Origin of the sequence: Gottfriedia acidiceleris (genome assembly GCF_004138285.1) — a bacterium.
GTDB classification, from domain to species: Bacteria; Bacillota; Bacilli; order Bacillales; family Bacillaceae_G; genus Gottfriedia; species Gottfriedia acidiceleris_A.
This window is the reverse complement of the sequence record NZ_SCFN01000005.1, coordinates 585,439-609,309: the sequence shown is the minus strand read 5'-3', so window position 1 is coordinate 609,309 and position 23,871 is coordinate 585,439. Positions and strand designations below refer to the sequence as shown.

The 23,871-nt window shown below is 35.2% G+C and carries 8 protein-coding genes; 6 read left to right on the top strand and 2 right to left on the bottom strand.

What is annotated here, in order from left to right:
• Positions 1 to 170: 170 nt before the first annotated feature.
• Positions 171 to 7,514: an Ig-like domain-containing protein gene (locus EP747_RS11335; RefSeq protein ID WP_129689987.1), complete on the bottom strand. Its 7,344-nt coding sequence runs from the start codon at positions 7,512 to 7,514 to the stop codon at positions 171 to 173.
• A gap of 331 nt (positions 7,515 to 7,845) precedes the next feature.
• Between EP747_RS11335 and EP747_RS11330 the strand changes: the two genes are divergently transcribed.
• From EP747_RS11330 to EP747_RS11305, 6 genes are all read left to right on the top strand, one after another.
• Entirely contained in the window at positions 7,846 to 9,066 is a 1,221-nt protein-coding gene (locus tag EP747_RS11330; RefSeq protein ID WP_129689985.1) for a HupE/UreJ family protein, read from the top strand.
• Between the two features lie 18 nt (positions 9,067 to 9,084).
• The gene (locus EP747_RS11325; protein ID WP_235832820.1) at positions 9,085 to 10,116 is read left to right on the top strand and encodes a permease; all 1,032 of its coding nucleotides are present in this window, start codon (positions 9,085 to 9,087) and stop codon (positions 10,114 to 10,116) included.
• 15 nt (positions 10,117 to 10,131) lie between these two features.
• Positions 10,132 to 11,064: a TIGR03943 family putative permease subunit gene (locus tag EP747_RS11320; protein ID WP_129689983.1), complete on the top strand. Its 933-nt coding sequence runs from the start codon at positions 10,132 to 10,134 to the stop codon at positions 11,062 to 11,064.
• A 27-nt stretch (positions 11,065 to 11,091) separates the two neighbouring features.
• On the top strand, positions 11,092 to 11,943 hold the full coding sequence (locus tag EP747_RS11315; protein WP_129689981.1) for a hypothetical protein: 852 nt from the start codon (positions 11,092 to 11,094) through the stop codon (positions 11,941 to 11,943).
• A gap of 214 nt (positions 11,944 to 12,157) precedes the next feature.
• Positions 12,158 to 13,798, top strand: a complete 1,641-nt coding sequence (locus tag EP747_RS11310) for a copper resistance protein CopC (protein WP_129689979.1) — start codon at positions 12,158 to 12,160, stop codon at positions 13,796 to 13,798.
• 29 nt (positions 13,799 to 13,827) lie between these two features.
• The gene (locus EP747_RS11305; RefSeq protein ID WP_129689977.1) at positions 13,828 to 14,460 is read left to right on the top strand and encodes a YcnI family protein; all 633 of its coding nucleotides are present in this window, start codon (positions 13,828 to 13,830) and stop codon (positions 14,458 to 14,460) included.
• Positions 14,461 to 15,020: 560 nt separating this feature from the next.
• On the opposite strand, the gene EP747_RS25215 is transcribed toward EP747_RS11305, so the two are convergent.
• Positions 15,021 to 23,468, bottom strand: a complete 8,448-nt coding sequence (locus EP747_RS25215; RefSeq protein WP_129689975.1) for an InlB B-repeat-containing protein — start codon at positions 23,466 to 23,468, stop codon at positions 15,021 to 15,023.
• Positions 23,469 to 23,871 lie beyond the last annotated feature (403 nt).

The window sequence follows — 23,871 nt, the reverse complement described above, 5'->3', positions numbered from 1 at the left end:
CTTATTTAATATCAGTTACTTTTGCAATTAAAAAGGGGCCGCCCCTTTGTCAGTTTTCCTGACTTATGAGACAGCCCCAATCCATTATCCAGTACTTTTTACCGATGAATATTATCTTTTTTACTAAAATTTAACTTTCCCTATTAAAAGTGTAGATTAAAATACTCTTTTTAAGCTGGTTTATTGAATTTGACAACATTTATAGTAGTCATAGGACTCACATTTTCACTCATATCCGTAGCTGTAATTGTTAATGTCATTCCAGTCTTTAAGTGATAATTAATTGTAACAGTAAATTTACCACTACTACTAGTAGTTACTTCCCCTAAATTAGTAGAACCACTCTTAACAACCACATTAGACCCTGGTTCAGCTGTTCCTGTGATAACTTCTGTTTTATTCGTTACCGTATTAACAGTTGGTGCTGCTGGAGGTGTTTTGTCTATTACAGTTACTTCAACTTTTGCACTACTATTTCCTCCTGAATCAGTCGATAAAATCGTTAATACTGTTCCAGCTACTTGTTTTGCAATTAAGATATCAAAACTTCCATTACTATTTGTCTTTCCTGAACCAAGAGTTTTATTTCCTACAGAAACGTTAATTATCGATCCTGCTTCGGCCGTCCCAGTCACATGTGTGTCAGAATCACCCACTTCATTAACAACTGGTTTGATAGGAGCAGTTTTATCTACTACAATAACTTCAGTTAATGAACTATTATTACCTGCGTTGTCTGTTGAAAAAACTGATAATTTTGTTCCAGCACTTTGTACTGAAGATAATAAAACACTAAAGTTACCATCTTGATTTGTTACTGCTTTACCTAGAATTACTATGCCCTTTGAAACTGTAATTGTTGATCCAGCCTCTGCTTTTCCTGTTACATAAGTACTATTATCTTGTACTTCATTTACAACAGGGGCAATCGGTGTAGTTTTATCTACTACAATAACTTCAGTTAGTGAACTATTATTACCTGCGTTGTCTGTTGAAACAACTGATAATTTTGTTCCTGCACTTTGTTTTGTAGATAATAAAACACTAAAGTTACCGTCTTCATTTGTTACGGCTTGACCTAGAATAACTATGCCCTTTGAAACTGTGATTGTTGATCCAGCCTCTGCTTTTCCTGTTACATAAGTACTATTATCTTGTACTTCATTTACAACAGGCGCGTTTGGCGCAGTCTTATCACTTACAATTACTTCTACTCCGTCACTTTCATTATTTGCTGAGTTAAGTGCTGTTACTACAATTTTCGTACCAGCTGCTTGTTTTGTAATTTTCATTTCAAAGATTCCAGTATTATCCGCTATTGCATTAGCAATTTCATTGTCATTTACTTTTGCAATTACTTTTACACCTGCTTCAGTTGTACCTGTAATTTTCTCATCTTGATCAGAAATAGCATTCACTACAGGAGCTTTTGGAGCTGCAGTGTGAGTTCCAACTAATTCTTTCGTATCCCTTACTCGTATACGATTTCCTTCTGAGAATTTACCTGCTAGACCTGTTGCTTCTAATGTATCCCCAATATTCAGGCTTGGTACAGGTCCGCTTTGGTTCACAACATATCCATCTGTGAATACTAATGTTGGTCCTGAACCGTCATCAATTATATAAGAGTTATCGTCATACTTAGAAACAACTTTACCAGTTACTTTAATTAATTGACCTTGATTCTCTTCATTATTTGAATCCTTTGTACTAACAACCTTCGCTTCGATTGGCGTTCCTTTACCTAGTTTTACAACACTTTCTGTAAAACTACCAAACTCTAATTCGAAGTTATTTTCAAATATTTTTATATGACCATATATGCGTACTTTATCGCCAACTTGTAAACTTCCTGCTGGCACATCATTAAAGGCCATAATTCCACCAGTATCATCCTGGATGTAAGCAGCATCAAAGAATGAAGTAGCTGTTACAGTTCCTTCAACAACAGCGTTCGTTCCTTCTGTAAGCTTACGAGCATCACCAATCGACTTTACTTCTGAATCAAGATGAGACAACCAGTTTACAACGTTTACTGCAAACGGGTCATTTCCTTTTGGATTATATGTTTGATCCATTTGTTTATCATTAAAGATATTCATACCTGAAACGAATACTCTACCATTTCCAACTTGTTCAGAAGCAATGACCGGAATGCTAGATCCACCAGTAACTTGATCTAATGCAGGACCATTTTTTCCATTTGAAGTCTGAACATTATATTTTACCGTATCCGATTTGACAGTAGTTGTATCTTGGAATGTCGATTCATTTCCTTGGACTAGAACTGTGACAGTATCGCTGTCAGTTAATGGAACTTTATTCCCTGAACCATCATTTTTAGCAAGACTTGATCCACTATAATACTCGATCGTTGGAACGAAATCTGTTAATGTTGTTTTTTGATTCGGTGTTGGGTGTAATCTAACCGCATAATTAGCCGTCAGTGGTGTTCCCCAGAAGTTACCGTCATGTGTTTCATCAAAGATGCCATCATTGTTCACTAAAATGCTTGAACCTACACCAGATAAAATACTATTTATGTTTTGATTTGAAGCACCAAAGTTACTCTTTTCTGTCAGTAATAAAGAACCGCCATTTTTCACGAAATTATTAATCTCTGAAATTTCACTAACTGAATATGCTGTAGCCGGGTGTGTAACGACTAATACACTAACGTTCTTTAATACTTGTTCTGTAAGTGGTGAAGAATTTTCTGCAACAGTATAACCTTGTTGCTTCATTAAGGTTGTAAATAATTTAAAGTTATCTTTATATGTGCCGGTGTCTTGTTTTGAATTCTCATTGTTGTGAGAACCATCAATCATAACCACTTTGTTTAATGGAGCTTTAATTGTAAATGATTGCTCGTATTTATTATTTCCGAGATCATGTCCATCAGCTGCTGATAAAACAACAATGATATTATGTGTACCTGGAACTGGATCCGTCCATGTAACACTAGCACTTGCTGATGAGTTAGATGGAAGCGAATCGATTGAAGCATCTGCAATAAAATGATTTGCATCAATACTATCATAATAGAAATGAGCAGTTACTTGTTTAACATCCAAAGTTCCTTGGTTACTTATTCCCGCTGTTAAATTAGCTGAAAGTCCACCAATAATCGCTCCATCTTTTGTCGTAACATCACTGACCTTTACCGCTAAGTCTTTCTGTTGTGACCAAATTGGTGCTGAGTAAATTTGATCCCCATCTTTTTGTGTAACTTTTACAACAAACCATTGTTGCCCGCCTACAACTGTAAAGCTAGGCTTCCAATTAAATGAAGTTGAATCATCTGTTGGAACATACTTGTCAATTACTGTTCCGTGATTTGTAATTAATTCTACTTTTGCGATTGCATCGTTAGAAGCAGTTTTTATATAGCTATAATCTGGATCGCTAGCTTGCTCTAAAACAGGGTCTTTACCTGATATATTAAAATCTAACGTATCGGTATCTACTGTTGACCCCATATAAAAGCCACTTGCAGATACATCTAATGAAAAATTAGGATCCTCTGTCATATAAACGCGTTTGTTTTTCATTGCATCAAGTAGAGCATCTTGACTTAAATCTTTTGCTACGATTACAGTACGCTTCTTCGTTTGACCCCAAGTTCCATCATGGTTATCTTCACCATAAGTTGGTGCAACATGCCAGCCGATATCAAGAGCACTATAGTATTTATCTTCTGCGTTCGCATAAGAATATTTTCCTGATCCATTCCCTACCTCAAGCATTGTGAATAGCCTGTCTAAATTTTTGTTATAAGGGATGAAGTTATCAAATGCATTTGCAGACATTTTTGGATGATTGAATTGTGCAACGATATTGTCATATGTTAATACCCAACCATAATACTTTTGTAAATTTTGATAAGCGCCACCATCTACTACGCGATCAATGAAATTTTCAGTTCCGAATACATTTGAGTGACCCCATGTAGTTGATGTCATTTCAAATGCAGGGAAAACAACGAATTGACCATCTTTCGTATACTGTTTTGCTAAATCCTTCGTTAACTGCCAATCAGAACCACCTGTTCTCTCTTTAAAACCTTTATGATCAACAGTATCTTTATTTACAAGATCTGCATCGATATCGTGAGAGTGATCCGAGAAGGCAAAGAAATCATAATGATACTTTTCAGCAGCTTTTAATGCTTCTTCAGGGCTACCTGCCGCATCATGTGAAATATTCGTATGGTTATGTGTGGTTCCACGGTAATGATTTCCACCAGTAAATCTTTCTGTAACTGTGAATTTCCATGTAAAGCTAGAAGGATTATTTAATTTATCCTTTGCAGAAACCGTTATGGTATGCTCACCTTCAGTTAATTCATTAGCAGTTGTAAGATTTACCTTAATTTCAGTTTCATTAATTGTTGCGATCGAAGTTTCTTCTTGACCATCGATTGAAATAGCTGCTGATGATAGATTGATTCCACTTGGATCATCCATTTTCACGACTATTTCAGGATGTCTTGAATCAGTTTTATCACCATTTGCAGGTAACTCGTTAAAGAATCTAGGACCATCTTGATCATCTACTACTTCCACAGCTAATGGGTTTGAAGAACTACCTACAGCTTGTTTGCCTTCTGCATTTTCTGCTTCGATATAATAGTAGAATTTTACTTTTGGAACATCTGCTTCTAAAATTTTCCCATTGTAATTAATATGGTCTGCAGTGTCCATAATCACTGAATGATAAGTAGTGTCACTTTCTCCTTTATAATAAAGCGTAACTGAATCTGCATTCTTTGCAATGGCATTAAAAGCAGCATCCATTCCTGTATAAGCTTTAGTAATTGGAGTATGATTTAAAACTAATTGACCTTTTACATCACTTGCGTTTCTTGGTAAAAGTAGATATCCACTCGTAAAAGGTGCAGCTTTTTTATATTGGTTAACAATACCTGTAAAGGTGTATGTCTGACCTTGTTCAATATTACCTAAAGATCCTTGAATACGGACGATTGCTAACTTTTCACCTGATTCGTCACTTACTGTAATATCATAATTTGGACCTTCTGTAGGAACATTTGTTACTTTTCCAGTAAATGATACTAGTTTACCTTCAGTTGCCTCATTTAGCTCACCGATCGTAATATTTGTAGTTGCCGGTAAATGATCATTTCCAATGAAGCGAATTGCCGTTGGAATAAACTGAGTCATCCCCGCAGTAAATACTACGCGTCCATCAATACTATATTTATTTCCTGCTTGAATCGTAGTAGAAGGATTCATATGATTAATAACATTGATTGCACCTGTTGAATCTTGAATAAAGAAATTTGTACTTACATCACCATTAGGCTGATTATCCGTTGTTGCTACTCCTTCAATTGTAGTGGAGTAACCATTATTGATTGGAAATCCTATTTCATCATTTTTTCTTAATTCATTAATTGAAGTAACTGATTTATCCTTACCAGCTACATCTACTCTCGCATAGTAACTTTCCTTTGGAGTAGGTTGCGTGGAATCAGTTTCTGTTAAGTAGATAGATGTCTGATCACTAGAATCCGTAAAGCTTAATGTAAAAGAACCATCAGCTTCTGCAATTACTTGTTGCCCTTTTGTTAATTTACCTTCATTCTCAAAATAGGCTTTTACAGTAGATGAAGCAGGTACTGATGCAACTTGCCCTGTAACAGTAGATGTACCATTAGATTTTGTATAAGTTATTTTAGATCCATCTGGAGAAAGCATAAATTTTGAGTTATGTACAACCATTTCATCAGAATAGTTCGCACTTGATGGTTTATTCAGGACGAAATCTTTTGAAGGATCTTTTGTAAACCAGCCATTTCCAATTCCATATGCGGAACGTGGGTCTGTGCCGATATTTGTTTTACGTTGAATTGTACCTCCACCAATTGTAGAGTCTGAAATTGGACTTCCCCAATATAAAGGGTTTTTATAAACTGCTGTACCATTCGTATACGCTAGTAGATCAATTGCGTCTGAGTCATCTACTCCTGTAACAGCTGTCGTTTTCTTTGCAAGTACTAATGCGCCACCAGTTGAACCACTTGGGTTTAAAGTAGTCGTACTATCTGGAATCACAGGAAGTGCTTGTCCTGTCGTTCCTGTACTACCTGCTACTAGGAAGTAGCTATGCGCTTTAATAATGCCTGATAAAGCTTGCCCTGCTCCAAAGTTCATTGTGGATGCTGAAGTATAAGCAATAGACCAGCCTGTTAAATTAATATCTTTATCTGTATTATTGTAAAGTTCAAAAAACTTTGTTTTATAGAATGCTCCCCCATTACCACCATTTACATAGATTTGGCTAAATACTACGTCACCTGGTGAAATTACTTTTGGGTTTTCAGTTGGACCAGTATAGTTAATAGCAGTTCGATCACTAGGATTCTTTTCTGCTTCTTGAGCAACTAGATTAACTACTAGTTTCGACCCGGGATTTGCAAACGATACGTTAAATGAACCATCTGCTGCAGCTGTTGTAGTTGCTACTATTGTATTGTCATCAAAATAGACATTTACGATTGCATTATCAGCAACTGCTCCTGCAGTACCTGAAATATTTGTATACGAATTAAAAGTAATTTTTGTAGCTATTGGAGCGGCTGTTTTCTGAACGACAGAACCTGAGAAATTTACTGAAACTTTATCACTCTCAGCTTTTCCATTTTCTTGTGCAGTAACATATACAACCGATTGTGAATTGGTAACTGTAGCGGTAAATGCACCATCCGCTGAAGCCGTAGTCGTACCAGCTAGTGTATTATTATCATTATAAACCTTTACAATGGAATTACTTGCGACTGCTCCAGCATTTCCAGTTACTGTTGAATTTGTAGAATAATTGATTTTTGTTGCGTCAGGTGTAGCGGTTTTTTCTAAAGCTGGAGATCCGTTTGTCTCACCATTAATAACAATATCTGCAATACGACTTGTACCAGTTGTAGTACTAAAATTAGTACCGTCATTTTTTGCAGCTAATGGTGAATTGACAATCCATCTTAAATAAACTAAGTTCTTGTCATTTACCTGACTTGGCAAAGCCACATTATTTAACTGTCCTCCACTTGACCATGTTGCACTTCCCGTAGAAACAGAACCATCCGGTACATCAACCCATGAATTTTCATCCAAACTATATTGAAGTTTGAAATCTTTTGGCCCCGTTGAAGAACTATATTGTTTAGATGAAAGAGTTATATTTTCATAGTTCTTTGTTGATAACGAAACTTCCCAATATGAACTATTATTTGACCATGTATTTGCGTTAATAACTGTATTCCCAGAAGGACCGGCATTATAACCAGTAACTTTAGAACCAGTTGTCGTTATATTCCTATTCATATTGTCAGGTATTCCAGCTGATGGTGTTGTTACTTGCCCATTACTAAAATCCCATTTTGCTAAAGTAGTTGAAGTGGCTGCTTTAGCCATTTGTGGACTAATTGTTGATAAGAGCAATAGTATCGTTGCAAAAAGACCAAAATACCTTTTGTACTTATGCATTATTTTGTGCATGAAAATTTCCCCACTTTAATTTATTATTTCTAAATATTCAAAAAACTCTTTTCAAAAACACAAGACTATTTTACTATTGGGGTTATTCCTAAATAACCAAAACCTTTTCTTAAAAATATAGGACTATTTTACCATTGGGAAATAATTACAGGATTCTCTCCTCTCCTCACTTGTATTTAGTTAACGTCAGTTAACTATATAATGTATATCATAGAAAATTCTACAATACTAGTCTAAATTTGCGAACTCTTTACAATTTAAAAACAATTCTGTAACATCTACTTTGTACGATAACTATGTCTTTCTTACTTTTATTTCCCGGAGGAAACAAATGAATAATAGTATTTTTTACTTACCAGAAAATAAATTCGGTCGTGCTTTTCCCCTAGTTTTCTGCTTTCTCATTTTTTTTAGTACATCTTTTCGAACTGCAGAAGCTCATTCATTAAGTGCTAGTTACACTACACTAAATCTCTTAAAATCAAAAACTACAATGAACTTTGCTTTAGATGAAGTTTCTGTCATGGAATTAACAGGCGGGGATGTTAATAAGAACGGAATGTTAGATCCAGATGAATTTGAGGCAATAAAGAAGAAAATAGAATCCACGATCCAGAGTAATCTTATTCTGAAAATGAATGGAGAAAAACAAAATTGGACAAAGGTAAATAAATTGGAGCTTAACCGCAAAGGTGATGCTACTCAGCTCATCCTTGAGGTTGATTACCCTGCAATTCAACCTTCCCAATCTATTAGTCTTGCTGATCATTTGTATGAAAAAGATACAAATACAAGTACAACCTATGTTGATTTGTTAAAAGTGAACTACGGAAATGAAAGTAGTACTGCCGCTCTTTCCGAGCAAGGCCGTATGTGGTCTATGATTCTTAGTGACAGTGCTTATGAGGGATTAAACAATAATCCGGACACAACCCAACCCGCAAAACAACAGCAACAGGCCGTATTAAAAAAAGAATCCCATTCGGACTCTACTACAAATACATCATCTAAAGGATGGATTACGTTTTTAAAGCTTGGTATGAACCATATACTTACCGGTTATGATCATTTGCTATTTTTACTTTCACTACTGATTGCAAGACAAAGCTTTAAGCAGTTTGCTAAAGTAATTACTGCATTTACAGTCGCACATAGTTTGACTTTGACACTAACTGTTTTAGGGATCATTTCAATTCCTTCTTATATCGTCGAACCTGCAATTGCACTTAGTATATGTTATGTAGCAATTGAAAATATCTTCCGTAAAAACATTGGTCATCGTTGGGTATTAACTTTTATTTTTGGATTAATTCATGGAATGGGTTTTGCAGATTTATTAACAGAAATGCATCTTTCAAAAAGTGAACTAGCAGCTGACTTAATTAGCTTTAACCTTGGCATTGAAGTGGTTCAGCTTTCGATTGCACTTTTATTATTACCACTATTAACGCAATTACATCGCTCGAAGTATTCGAGGAATGCAATTGTATCTACCTCTACTTTTGCCTTTATATTAGGTGGAATTTGGTTATTTGAACGCATCATATTTTAAACAGAAAGAGTGAATCCTTTGCAAAGTATTGCTAATGAAAAACGATCGCAAGTCAATTCCAATCGACATTTGCTAATCATTATTTGCTTACTATTTGTATTCCTATTATATATTTCATCTACAACAGGACTAAGTTCGGTTTTTTCAACTACAAAACTACAAGTCTTTAAGATGATCTTTATTAGTATTATTATCGAAGCTTTGCCTTTTGTTTTAATCGGTGTATTCGTTTCAGCGATCCTTCAGGTTTTCGTGACAGATCAAATGGTCCAACGGTTTATACCGAAAAATCCTTTATTAGGTATCATCGCAGCAAGTGTTTTAGGCATCATCTTTCCGATTTGTGAGTGTGGAATGGTACCTGCTATTCGTAAACTAATAAAAAAAGGAATGCCATTATATGTTGCTGTCACTTTTATATTAGTAGGACCGATTTTAAATCCAATTGTATTTTTATCGACATTAACAGCTTTTCGTAATCAACCAACTGTTGCATATTACCGAATGGGACTTGCTTTTGTAGTTGCACTAATCGTGGGACTAATTGTTTATCAATTTGTTAAGTCAAATCAATTACGAGAACATGTCGACCAAACAAATGAAGATCATCATCATCACGATCATAAACACAATACTGCATCTCATAATAAGTTCATTGAGATTGTAGGCCATGCAGTAAATGAATTTTTTGATATGGGCAAATACTTGGTTTTCGGTTCGATCATTGTTGCTCTACTTCAAATTATCATTTCTCAAAGTAGTTTAATAGAATTAGGAAAAAGCGGAGGGGCGGCAAACTTCCTTATGATGGGATTAGGCTTTATTTTATCTCTTTGCTCAACATCAGACGCCTTTGTCGCTCAATCACTTCAAACGTTTTTTACTAAAAGCTCTTTAATCGGATTCATGGTTTTCGGACCAATGATCAATATTAAAGGGATTTTGATGATGCTTGCTGTTTTCCGATCTCGATTTGTTTTATTACTTAGTACGCTAGTTTTCATTTTTGTATTCATTGGAACGCTTGTTTTACAGTCTATTAATTTATAAAGGCAGTGATCTACTTTGAAAAATAAAATCAATTCCACTTCGATTCATCATTTTATAAAAGCTGCTATTCTATTAGGACTTGCTATCTATATTTTTCAATTGACACTTACAGACGAGATCCTGCAATTTATCGTGCCAGAGCTTGTCATTTATGTAAAGATTGCAACTGCTATTCTTTTAAGTGTCGCAATCGTTCAAATCTATATAGCCGTTCTTTCATTAAAAAGACATATCATCATTTGTGATTGCGGTCATGATCATAGTCACGACCAAGTTTTTAGTCATGAGCATCATCATCTTTTAAAAAAATCAGTCGTAAAAGATGCTTTTATTTACAGCCTATTTTTATTCCCTTTATTGCTCGGGTATATTTTGCCAAATCATGCGAGTTCTAGTTCTCTTGCTAATAACAAAGAAATGAATTTTAAAGGACTAGCCGTTCAAGCTTCTTCAAATGGACAGGCTGTTGAAGTGGAAGGTCATGAGGACCCTGCTTTAAAAAAAATGTTCAAAACAAATGTGTATGATCAAGATTACGCTAAACTTGGAATGCTACTGTACAAACAGAGTACAATCGAGATGAAGGACAAGTGGTTTATTGAAAAACTACAATCAATGAATACGTTTGTCGACAATTTCCAAAATAAACAAATCAAGATTAAGGGGTTTATCTATAGAGATTCTAAGTTATCGGGTAATCAATTTATTATTGCACGAATGGGTATGACTCATTGTATCGCCGATATTTCACCGTTTGGTATTATTGCAGAATCAACCAATTCACAGCAATTTACAAATGATTCTTGGGTAACAATTACAGGAACAATCGGAAAAACAAGCTTTAATGGTCAAACAGTCATTAAAATAAACGTTCAACAATCAGAGCCAGCTAAATCTCCAAGTGTTCAATACGTGTATCCAGATTGGAACTTTGGATCAAAGCTGTAGCTTTAAAACTAATTTAGAGGTGTTTATATGGTATTGAAGTATGGAAGTCTTTTCTTAGTACTCCTTCTTACATGTTATAGCTTTAATCATTTTTATCGAAATAAAGAGAGATTTCCTAGTACTTTAAAATCAATTATCTCTTTATTGGTTGGTGTATCCTCAGCTACCATCAGTTTCTTAATCATGTTAACTACAAATTATAATGTACTATTGGCTTTCATTTTGAACCTATTGTTAGTCATTTTAATTTTTGTTCTATCGAAGAAACTAATTGATAAAGGCGTTACAGAAATGTTAGCATCTCTACTCGGAGCGTTTATCGGGTTTGTCATCGGATATATGACATTCCTTTCAAGTAAAACGATTGTTATTGTGGATATTCTGTTTATAATTTTTATTTATCTATTATTATTTTTCGTTGATCGAAAGCTAGTTTCAAATTCAAATCAAAAAAATAAGAATAAGAGAGATCATGCTAGATTATCAAACAGTACTGTTGTATTAACTTCAATCCTAATTATAGTTGTCATCATATTTACCGTTAATATGAATAAAGTAAAAGTTGGTGTAATTGGGCAACCACAAAAGCAAGCTGCAAATCAAGATGATCAAAATGACCTTCAATACGCAACAATACACGTAACACCATCAGGTTTTAGTCCGAAAAATACAATTTTTAAACCTGCGACAATGACTAAAATTATTGTTGATGTTGATCCAGATGCCGGGGACAATGCAAGATTGGCCTCTGCAGACTTAGGTATTAACATTCCATTGAAAACCGGAAAAAATATTCTCTTATTAAATAATCCATTAAAAGGTGAATATAACATCTCTTTGGAGCCATCTAAATTTGTTGGTAAGTTGCTTGTTAAATAAATAATTAGTATAGAAAAATCCACAAGTAATTGGTTTTACTTGTGGATTATTTTTTTGTATAAAGAGTCATGCACCGTTGAATAATCTTACTATCTAATCCCTAATCCTAATAAAATTTTAAAGTTTATCACATTTCTATCACAATTTTACTTTAGACTTTAGAAGTTGTTTTATTTTCTAATTTACTCCAATAGATATGAGGTGACGTAAAAAAATGAAAATCCGAATTATGGGGTTTTCTTTCTTAATATTATTGATTGCTGCCGCTTTTTTTCCGTCCTTAGCTTCAGCACATGCCTATATCATCAAATCTACACCTAATGAGAATGAAGTTTTTATAAAATCTCCTCAACATATTCAAATTCAATTTGATGAATCAGTACAGTCTGCATTTCATTCTTTACAAGTTTTAGATGAGTTAGGTAATCGAGTTGATTTGCAAAATGGCAGTATAAATAAGCAAAATCATTCAATTCTAGAAGGAAGCTTAAAACCTAATTTACCAGATGGAAATTATCATATTGTTTGGAAGGTAATTTCCAGTGATGGCCATTCAGTAAATGGTGTAATTCCATTCAGAGTAGGAAAAGTTGATAGTACATCAAATATCTCGAATAAACCAAGCCAATCCTTACCCAATACAGACTTAGTGGGAACCTACTGGATTGAATACATCAGTTTACTTTTGTTTGTTGGACTTTTGTTTTTTTGTTTATTTATTTACAAAAGCGACGAGAAAAATAGAACAATTGCCTTTAAAAATACTAAAGTTTTACTGTTAATCTTCTATTTTGCAATTTTATTTAGTGTGCTTTTCAGCCTATTAATTGAAACAAAAAACTATACAAATGGATCATGGCAAGTTATTTTTCACAAAGATTTACTATTGGAAACAATGAACGGTACAAAATTCGGAAGTGTATGGGTAATCCAAATTCTACTACTTATCGTTCTAGCTAATTCACTGTATAAGGCTTGGAGAAGTGAACAAAAAAGTTCTTTCTATTGGTGGTTAAGTGCTTTATTAATTGGCATTTTCTTACTAATCTCAAAAGCTTTTATTGGGCATGCATCAATGCAAAATGAATTTTTACCGATTTTCTTTGATTTTATTCATTTACTCGCTGTTTCGATTTGGCTAGGAGGATTAATAGGCATAAGCTATATACTTCCTAAAGCGCATAAAAATCATGACGTAAATGAGAGTTATTGGAAAACGATCCAGCGATATTCTAGTTGGGCAACATTATCAGTCGCTTTACTTATGGCAACTGGTATTTACGCAAGTTTAAAGTATATACCTAACTTTTACTCTTTATTACATACAAACTATGGTAAGGTTTTATGCGGAAAAGTTATATTATTTCTAGTCATGCTACTTTTAGGATTGATTCATTTTATCAAAGGTAAACGCAGAAAAAATAAATTAGGAAAGTCTGTTTGGTTTGAAATAAGTATAGGAGTAATCGTTTTAATTCTATCATCCTTTTTAACAAACCTACCAACTGCAATGGAATCACCTGGTCCTTTTAGTAACACAAAACAAAATAAAGGTTATTCAGTTACATTAAACGCTACTCCGAACGTAGTTGGTAAAAACAAATTTAAAATTAATATACGAGACAAAAATAATAAGCCTGTGTCATCTATTCAACAAGTTACGCTTACCTTTAAAAACACTGACATGAATATGGGAAATAACACTACTCAAGTTAAGAAAACTTCGGCAGGCGTTTATGAAACACAAGGATTTTATACAGATATGGCAGGACATTGGAATGTAAAAGTCCACATTTTAACGAATTCTCTCGATTCTGTAGATGTAGATTTTAAATATATTGTAGGTAGTAAATGATTTATTATATTTAAAGGAGACGAACAAAAATGAAAAAATTCTTTTCAAAAACGACTAAAATTATCGCTTCAGCTTTCGCTATGACAATGTTCTTTACTGGGATTGCGAGTGCGCATGTTGTAGTTAATCCTAAAATTTCAACCCCCGGTGCTTGGGAAACATACACAATGAAAGTACCATCTGAAAAAGAAATACCAACAACAAAAGTTACACTTAAAATTCCTTCAAAATTTGAATTTGTTTCATATCAACCAGTCCCGGGATGGAAGTTTAGCGAAACAAAAGATGCAAACGGTGTAGTTACATCCGTTACTTGGAGTGCACAAAATGATGGTATTTTAGCGGGACAATTTCAACAATTCGTATTTATGGCCAAAAACCCAGACGCTGAAGTAAATGGAGCTTGGGATGCATATCAATATTATAAAGATGGCAGTATCGTTGAGTGGACTGGTGACGAAAAATCAGAAGCACCACACTCGATTACGAATATCGTGAAAGAAACAACAGTAAAAGGTGAAACTGTTAAAACGACAAAAGATGAAACGGTTAAGGGAAATATTGAGAAATCAAATTCAAGTAATACTCCTTTAGTTATGTCAATTGGGGCAGCTGTCCTTTCGGTGATTGCTTTACTGATCGCAATTCTTAAGAAGAAATAAGAATAAGTTAAATAGATAAAATCATAAAATGAGGGTGCCCTAAAAGTCTTACTGGCACCCTCGTTTTTTATTATGTAAGTGAGATTTGATAGACTAGCAAAAGAATAGACGAAAAGACTTATCTGCAATTAAGTCTTATAGAATGGCAAATAAGGAGTCTCTCTATGCAAATAAATGATGAATGTTGCAAATGTACAGTGTACTGCAAATAAAATCTGAAAATATATAAAAGATCATTTCAAATTGTAAACTAGCAAATATGCTCTATAGATTACAAACTTGATAAAAATCTGCTTATTATCTATAAAAAAGAGCAATTTTATCAACTAAAAATAAAAAGCGCTATTGAAATACCCCGCTCTAAATCTACATTCTATATTACTTTTACAATAAAGAGTCCTTGAAATGCATTTATTAAAATATGGGAAAGTTTGTATTTGAAAAAAGTTAATCTAATCGTATTACATACAAAAAGGGTGTTAATCATATGTCTCAATATGACCAACACCCTTTTTGACTTTGTTACTTAAGAGTAATTTGTACTGCTTGTTATTTTATTTTTATAGTTTGATAGATATTACGCTTGTCCACTCACCATAAATTTTTTGTGTTCCAACCATTTTGTAAGAACGGATTTTGTAATAATAAGTTTTACCTTTACTTAATCCTTTGTTCGTGTAATATGTTGTTGTCACGCTAGTTAAGTGAGAATATGTTCCTGTTTTTGATGTTGATTTAACTATTTCATATCCTGTTGCACCTGATACTTTTGACCAAGTTAGTTTCACAGAATCTTTTCCAGCTTTCGTTAATTTCACATTTGATGGTTTAGCAGGAATTGCTACCCATTTCGCGTAAATTGTTGTGTTTGCTGTAACACGATCTTTTGAGAAGTTCCAAGCTACTTTACCTGCAGCATCTTTGTACCATCCAACGAAAGCATAGCCTTTTCTTGTTGGTGACTTCGGCTGGCTAATCGTTGAATTGTAAATTGCTGTTTTTGAAGCAACTGAACTTCCTCCGTTACTGTTAAATTTAACAGTATACGTGTTAATGTTCCATTTTGCATAAAGTGTGATGTTGCCTGTTAGTGTTACAGAATTTCCTACTGGCGTTTTTAATGAAGCATCTTTATACCATCCAGCAAATGTATAACCTGTTTTTGTTGGTTTTGGTAAATTAATTACGCTATTGTAATTCGCAGTTTGAGCAGGAACTGTAGAACCACCATTGCTTACATAACTTACTTTATACGAGTTGATTTTCCACTTCGCATATAACGTAGTGTCGTTTGTAACTTTATCTTTTGCAAAGTTCCAAGCTACATTACCTGCAGCATCCTCGTACCATCCAACGAATGTGTAACCCGTTCTAGTTGTTGTCGGTGCAGTGATACCAGTGTTATAATTTGCAGTTTTGTCAGCTACTTGGCTTCCACCATTACTATTAAAGTGAACTGTATAAGAGTTAACATTCCACTTAGCATATAGAACCATGTCACCAGATACTTTGTCTGTTGCAAAGTTCCATGGCGTTTTTCCTTCTGCATCTTTATACCAACCACCGAATGTGTAGCCTGTTCTTGTTGGCTTTGTTTCATCAATTAATGAATTGTATTCAGCTTTTACTGAAACTACAAGTCCAGCATCTTGCGTATCATAGATAACAGTGTATTTTGCTGGTTTCCATGTTCCGTAAATTGTTTTTGCAGAATAAATTGAATTTGTGAAATCCCAAGGGATTGTACGATCTGCATCAGCGTACCAAGTCAACTCATAACCATGAACAGTTGGTGCTGTAATTCTGCGTGCTACAATTTGATCTTTTGTTCCTTCTTTTACTTCAGATGGAGCATCACCTGGAAGGACGAAATGCACATTATATCCATTTACTACTTTTTGAACTACTGTCACATCAGCATAGTCAGTAGCATTAATCGTAATCGTATAATCTCTCGTTCTTGTGAACAGACTCTTATCTAGCGTAATCGTACGATTAACTTTATCCACACTATATTTCGATCCATCTACCGCACTACCGTTGAGTTTAATGCCTGTAATCGCATTTGCCCATTCATTATCACTGAACTCTAATTGCATATCGTTACCTAATGCATTATCCGTTATATCTGATGTCACAACAGAACCAGCTAGTGCATATTTCGCATAAAGTGTGATTGGTTTTATTACGATCGTATCAAAATCATATGGTATTGTTAGATTTTGATCTGTATACCAACCATAGAACTTGTAGCCAACTTTTGTTGGATCAACTGGTTTTGTCGCATTTCTGTCTACGATTTGAGCTGGAACTGGATCTCCACCATTTGATGCAAAAGTTACCGTATAACCAACGACTTGATCAGTCACAACGACATCTTTATACCCTTCTGAAACAATCGTTACATTGAACTTTTGTCCAACTGTGAACAGATCGCCTTTAAGTGTAATACTATTATTTGAAATCGTGTAATCCTTATTTAAAACTAATGTTTTAGAACCGATTTGCACAGCCTTAATATTGTTTTTCCATGTGCCATCATCAGTAAATGGTAATGTAATATCGCTACCTACAATGTTTCCAGCAACGTCTTTATTTACCGTTGGTGGTACTTTCATCCAACATAGATAGAAAGTTGAATTATCTGTTAGCACTTTAGGATTTGTTGTAATATCAGATTTCTTATCACTTGAACCAGCTGCATCCAAATATAGGTCATTACTGATCGTTAAATTACCATTTATTACACGTGCTGAACCTGCACTCATTGTTGGCGCAGTTGTTTTTCCATTGACAATCTGATCGGCAAAAAATGTGTCATTAGCATTCTTTAATGTACCGCCGTTTAAATCAATATGACGTCTATATCCAAGTTTTACACCTGGTATTGTGAAAATTTCGCCTGTTGTCGATGTTATAGTTAAATCATACCCTTTGATCGCACCCACATTTCCAAGCGTTGGCATTTCACTGAATGCAAACTTTTCTCCTAAATTGTTTTGACCTGCTTTAACAGCTTGATCATGTGTAGCTGTTGTAAAGGATAAAACTCCATTACTTCCGTTAGACGACAAGCTATAAGTACTTGGGTCTAATGTATACTGTGTTGGTGTCGTTTCAGTTGAACCATCGCTCTTCATCTGATAGAATTTCGCTTCAATTTTTGCAATTTTATCTTTACTAGTTAACCAAGAAACATTCGTTAAATAGTCTGGGATGTTGATTTTTAAATCTCCTTCTCCTAGCACCCAACCTATTCCAGTAATAGTTGCGTTACTTCCGTCAAATTTTAATCCATTCGGGTTCGCTTTATCAACTGGTGAATAACTTTGAGTCGTATTCATTTGCCATTTTGCATAAACGGTTTTGTCCTGCGTTAAAACCTGTCCTGGATCCCACTGTGTTATACCTTCTGGCTCATTAAACCAAGCAATGAATTTATAACCAGGTTTAGTTGGTGCAAGTGACTTGGCTGAGATTAAATCACTATTCGGACCATTTGATCTACTTGAGTCCGCTTTGTATCCCACTGTTTTCGGGTTTATCGCTGATCCACCTTGGCTGTTAAACGTAATACTGTATCCTACTGGTTGTTGACCTGTGTAAACAGGATCATAACCTCCGATGACATCTGGATAATTCGTACCATCTGCACCTACTGAGCCAATTGTCAATCTGTATAGTTGTGGCAAATAATTTTTTCCACCAGGGTTGACAGTCGCATTACCATAGGTAGAACTATTTTTTGGATCAAGAGTCGAATCTGTCATAAATGTTTTCGCATTGAACGTAATTTGACCTGGTTTACTGATGTCATAATATTTTTGATTTGTATCTGGATTAATTAAATTACTAATATCCATGCTCTTACCATTGATAGTTGTCACTATCACCTTATTGATTCCATTTCGCCATTTCGCATCTTCTTGGAATGTTAATGTTAAGTCCTGTCCAATATGCGCTACTGTTGGATCCGTAATAATTGGAATTGCAGGCGTCGGAATCGGTACCGCTGATACTGTTAGAGATTTCGTTACATCTTGGTATCCTGTCGCCTTTACTGTAACAGTGTAATTCGTTGCCGTCGGGAATAAAGAACCTGGGAACGTAATTTTTGATGGCATAGTTTGCTGTACACCATTTGCATCATAATACTGATATGCCGGGTTGATTGTTACTAAATTCGTTACATCCGTTGAACCTAGCATAATTTTTGTAATTGATTTTCTCCATACTACATCATCAACGAACACCGGACTTGTAGGTGACATCGAGATTGTTGCCCCATTTTGCAAGTCTTGTAACTTTGGTGTTGATGCGATTGTTTGTGCTGGAGCTGTAAAATTAAGCTTTTGCATGACTTGCTGTACCGTATCACCTGCATTTAACGTGATTGAGCCTGCAAAGTCTGTTGTAATCGTTTTATCTTGATCTACAGTTAATTGAGCAGTTGGAACAGTTAACCCTGCATCAATTGCACTTTGATTTTGTTGACCAAAGTTTTTAAAGATGAAATAGAAGTCATTATAATCAATTCCATAACCTGAACCTGTAGGCTTAATCCAATAAATATCTTCATCACGGTTCGTGTTTAAGAATGCCGTTTTGTTTGCTACATTATTTGCTGGATTATTAAAATTATTTAGGTTTTTATATTGATAATAAACATCGATTTCCTTCATCAAATCTTTCATGTCGATGACGTTGTCACCGTTAACATCTCCACCTAAAAGGATCGGGAATAGACCTCGAAGATCTTTTACAGTACCTGATTGGTAACCGTATTTGTTTTGACCAATTACAGGTGTTTTTTCATATCCCTTAAAGTGTCCTGGCACACTTGCTTCGACAGAATACGGCTTGTCACTAACATCCATTGTCAGAGCATAATAAGGGTTGATAAACGTATAAGCCATTGTATTATTAAATGATGTTGGTTGGTCCGTTGTAAATTTTTTACCTTTATCATCCGTAGCAGTTACCTTCGCACCAGAATCTACCGTGAATTGAGGATATTGGTTATTTATAGTATTTCTTGCGAAAGATTCCGCTGCGATTTGCCCTCTAAGTACAGAGATATTCTGTCTTACATAAGGTACATTTGTTGGGAACCACGTTACTTTTGTATCTTCACCTGACAAAGTTAAATTCGCTTTTAGTAATTGATAAGGGAATTGCCCTGTTACTGGATCAGGGCTGTTGTATGTCACATCTGCTTCTATAATCGGCATATCATGATCAAGTGCACCCGCTGGACCGATATTTGAAATCGTTACATCTGTTGTTTCGCCAATTCCATAAACTGGATGTTTATACGGTTGACTTACCGTAAGTACTGTAGTCGGATCAATACCTTTACTGATTAAGTAATTTTTATACTCATCCGTAAGGCGAATATTACTGAGATCATAGACACCATTATCATTCAGCAAAAATTTACCGCCGGTCATTCCTACTCCATACTTAGTTGCCATTGTCATTTTGAATGGTTTATTATTATCAACAACTACTTTATCTTCGTTACCTGGTCCTGCATCTACTCCATTAGATGAAGTTAATGTGACATACGGAACTCCCTTTTTAATGAAATAATAGGTCTGTCCGTATAGATCCCCATCACTCTCACCTGAAAAATCCTGAGGCTCAATATAAAATTCACTACCCATTTTATTTGCTACATCCTCAGCCGTCACGCCAAAATGGAATCGACCTTTCGCATTTGTATCAAAGTAAACTGTTGGGAACATACTATCTTGATAACCTATAACACTGTTCAAAGCTTGATCTACAGGAACTGGTGTTACACCATCCTTAGGGCTTGGCACTGACGTTTCTCCATTATTTTTCATTACATCTATATTTGAGTCATAAACCGTACCAGAGAATCCCTTTATTTCTTGTCCAGGCACGTATCCTGTCGGATCAATTTCATAAATTCCACCATTGGAGTCTTGATCCATCATCATAGTTGGTGGTGTTCCATCAACATAGACCGTATCTTCCGCTGTGTAACGTTTTCCATCTTTACCAGTTGCGATCAACTCCAGTGAGTAAGCACCTTCTTTTAGAACTTGCACATCCTTTGAGATACCAGACTGATCATACGTTCCATCGTATGCCTTTGTAAATGGAAGATACCATCCATTAAAAAGAGTTATAAGTGGGCCATATTGAACACCCGGGATCAAATTACTACCGTTTGATAACGCGTTTGCGATACCTATATATTTTCCATCCTTGTCTTTTATGGCAATATATAAGTTTTCCATTTCGTTATTTAACGATAAATAATAAGCTGAAAGATTTCCTTCTGACGCCGCTTTTATCGCTACTTGGAATTTATTAATTCCTTTTTCCGCAACTGTAATCGTATACGGAACACGATAAGTCTCAGATGGGTCAGCAGCGTTTACTAGATTAATATAACCTTCGTAAGTGCCATCTAATGAATTTGACGGAACTGTAATTTTTGCCGTTGCTTTAACAGTGCTTCCTCCACTAACATTAATAGCGTTCACATTTTTCCCATCGACAGAAAAATCGATTTTCACATCATTTCCTGTGCCAGGACCTACTTTATTCGATCCAGCAAATTTTGATGAAATAAATGCAGTACTTACATTAAATGTTTTACTGCCAGTTCCTAGATTTGAAACGTTAAAGTCTTTTGAAGAAACAACATCATCAGAACCGTTCGTTGCACCTTCTCCTCTACCTTTAAAACCAAAGAACATGCTTCCAGTCAGGTTATCAACTTCATGAGCTGTTGATCCATCTGAAGGATTATCAAAAGTAACTGCTTTTTCTAAAACTTGAATTTTAACATCTGCAGCGATTGCTCGAGCAGGATCAACACGTCCTGCGCCTACTTGATATACGCTATAAGTCTTTGAATCTGTGTCAATACTTTTAGCTGTATTCATTAATGCAGTCTTAACATCAGCCGGTGTATAATCTGGATGTGCAGCTAAGACTAAAGCTGAGATACCAGCCATATGTGGTGTTGCCATTGAAGTACCAGACATGATCTGATACGCAAGTTTATAATCATGAGTTGTATTGTTTTGTGGCTCCCAAATATCGTACGGAGCTGTTGAAGAAATATCAACACCAGGAGCAACAATATCTGGCTTTATTGTCCAATCTTTAACTGGGCCTGTAGAGCTAAAACTTGCCAATTCATCCCCACTCTTACTAATCGGTGCATCGAGTGTAGCAGGGAACGTAATGTTAGCTGATTTCGGATCTTTTTTAATCGCATCTGACAATGCTTGTCCTTGTGATTGTGTCAATGAAACTGAATAAACATTATCCATACTGACACCTAAGAAGTTAGGTATATATCCTTGGCTAGCTGAATCATCCGTATTATCCCAGATAATCATACCTGCAGCTCCGGCATTTTTAGCATTTGCCATTTTTGTTTGTAAGTACTCAACTCCACGCTTAACTAGAACAAGTTTACCTTTCACATCAATTCCACTATAATCTGCTTCACTTCCTAAACCAACATCGACGATTGGTAGTGTTTGCCCTTTATAAACATCGTCTGATTGTGAAAAGTTTTTACCGAATAAACGTGATTTATAAGAAACTGAACCATTCTTAATTGTCATTGTTGCAATTTGTTCAGGTATCGTACTTGCGCCAACAGTAATTGCTAATGCTGACGTTCCTGGTGAACCGACTGTAGCTTGCCCAGGACCAGCATTACCTGCTGCAACATCACACACAACACCTGCTAAAGTAGCATTGTTAATGGCGATACTAGTTGGATAATATGGGTCATTAATATTTGCACCAAGAGAAAGATTAATCACATCCATGTGATCTTTTACTGCTTGGTCAATACCATTTAATACAGAATCTGACGTACCATGTCCACCCGGTCCTAGTACACGATAGCTATAAAGGTCTACATCTGGAGCTACCCCATTTGCCGAATAAACATCATTATTATTCGTCGTATTAGCTGCAATCGTTCCTGCAACGTGAGTTCCATGAGATGTAATATATGGCTTATAATCTGCAGGAGGTGTCCCAGAGATTACATCAGGATTCTCCTTCGCAGCTAACCAATCCTCATAAGTTGTTTCCATTGGATCATGGTCATCTACGTATTTAACGTTTCCATTTGCATCTAATCCTTCATTATTAACTAAGTCATGTCCACCTTTATAAACACCCTTCAAATCTGGGTGATTGTAATCAATACCGGTGTCTAATACACCAACCTTAACCTTTTGTCCTGCACGTGGACCTGATTTAATGATCCCTGTATTACCTTCAGCTTGGAGTTTATCAATCCCTAAGTAAGAAAGCCCTGTTGTTGGCTTCCCAGCAGATCTACTCGTCGCTACAGCTTGGGAAGCATTATCTTCCGGGACAGAATATTCTAATTGAGACCAAATAGAAGCAACATCTGGATTTTCCGCAAGTATTTCTACTTGATTTGCAGGTAATGATACTGCTACTCCATTAAATGCATCTGTGTATTCACGCGTAATACCCATCGAAGTATTTACAGATTTACCGCCAATGATTTGCGTCTTAGGCTGTCCATTCACAAAGCTTTTAAACTTAGCATGAGAATCTGACACCTTTTTTTGTGCATCAGAATATTCGCTTTCAAACGCTTGACTATTTGCAGTTGCTCTCCCTTTTGCTAATGATTGCTTTATGATTTGAATCTTTGCTGGATCTTCTTTAAATTGAACAATTACATTAATCTTTTTTGAACCAGTTAAATTCTTTTTGTCCACATGAATTTTCTGAGCATTATCTGCCCCAGTTAGCTTATCAATATTTGCTTTTTGCTCTGGTGTCAATCCAGCCAATATGTGGTTCACTTCATCTGCTGTAAATTTCCCATCAGACGACCCACTTTTCTGATCGGCATTTGACTCAGCATGTGCAAGAATTGCACTTTGTGGTAATGTGACATTTAGTAACATGGCACTACTTAAAGCAACAGCAGATAACGTTCGTTTCTTTTGTCTCTTTTTCATGTTTTTCCCCCCACCATTAGATATTCATCGATTAACTATTAAAAATATTTAGAAAATAGATTAATCTACAGTGCAATAATACATTACTAAAAACTTCTTCGTATTGGGGAATTTGCAACTTTGTGTCAGTGGTTGTCGAAGAAAACTACCTATTTTTAATGCCTAAAACAAGCTGGTTTTAATATCAAGAATAGCTACTTAATAATTTCTTGCTAAAATATGTCGTTTCTTCAATTACTTTCTGTTCTAAATACCTTAAACATTAAATAATTTTGTAGATTCTTAATCCTAAGACTAAACTTGTTAAAATTGGGGAATTTTATTATATTTTTTGAAAATTTCATAAACTTATATAAATTTCCCTGATATTTCTTTTACAGAATCTTTACATATGAGATGGTGA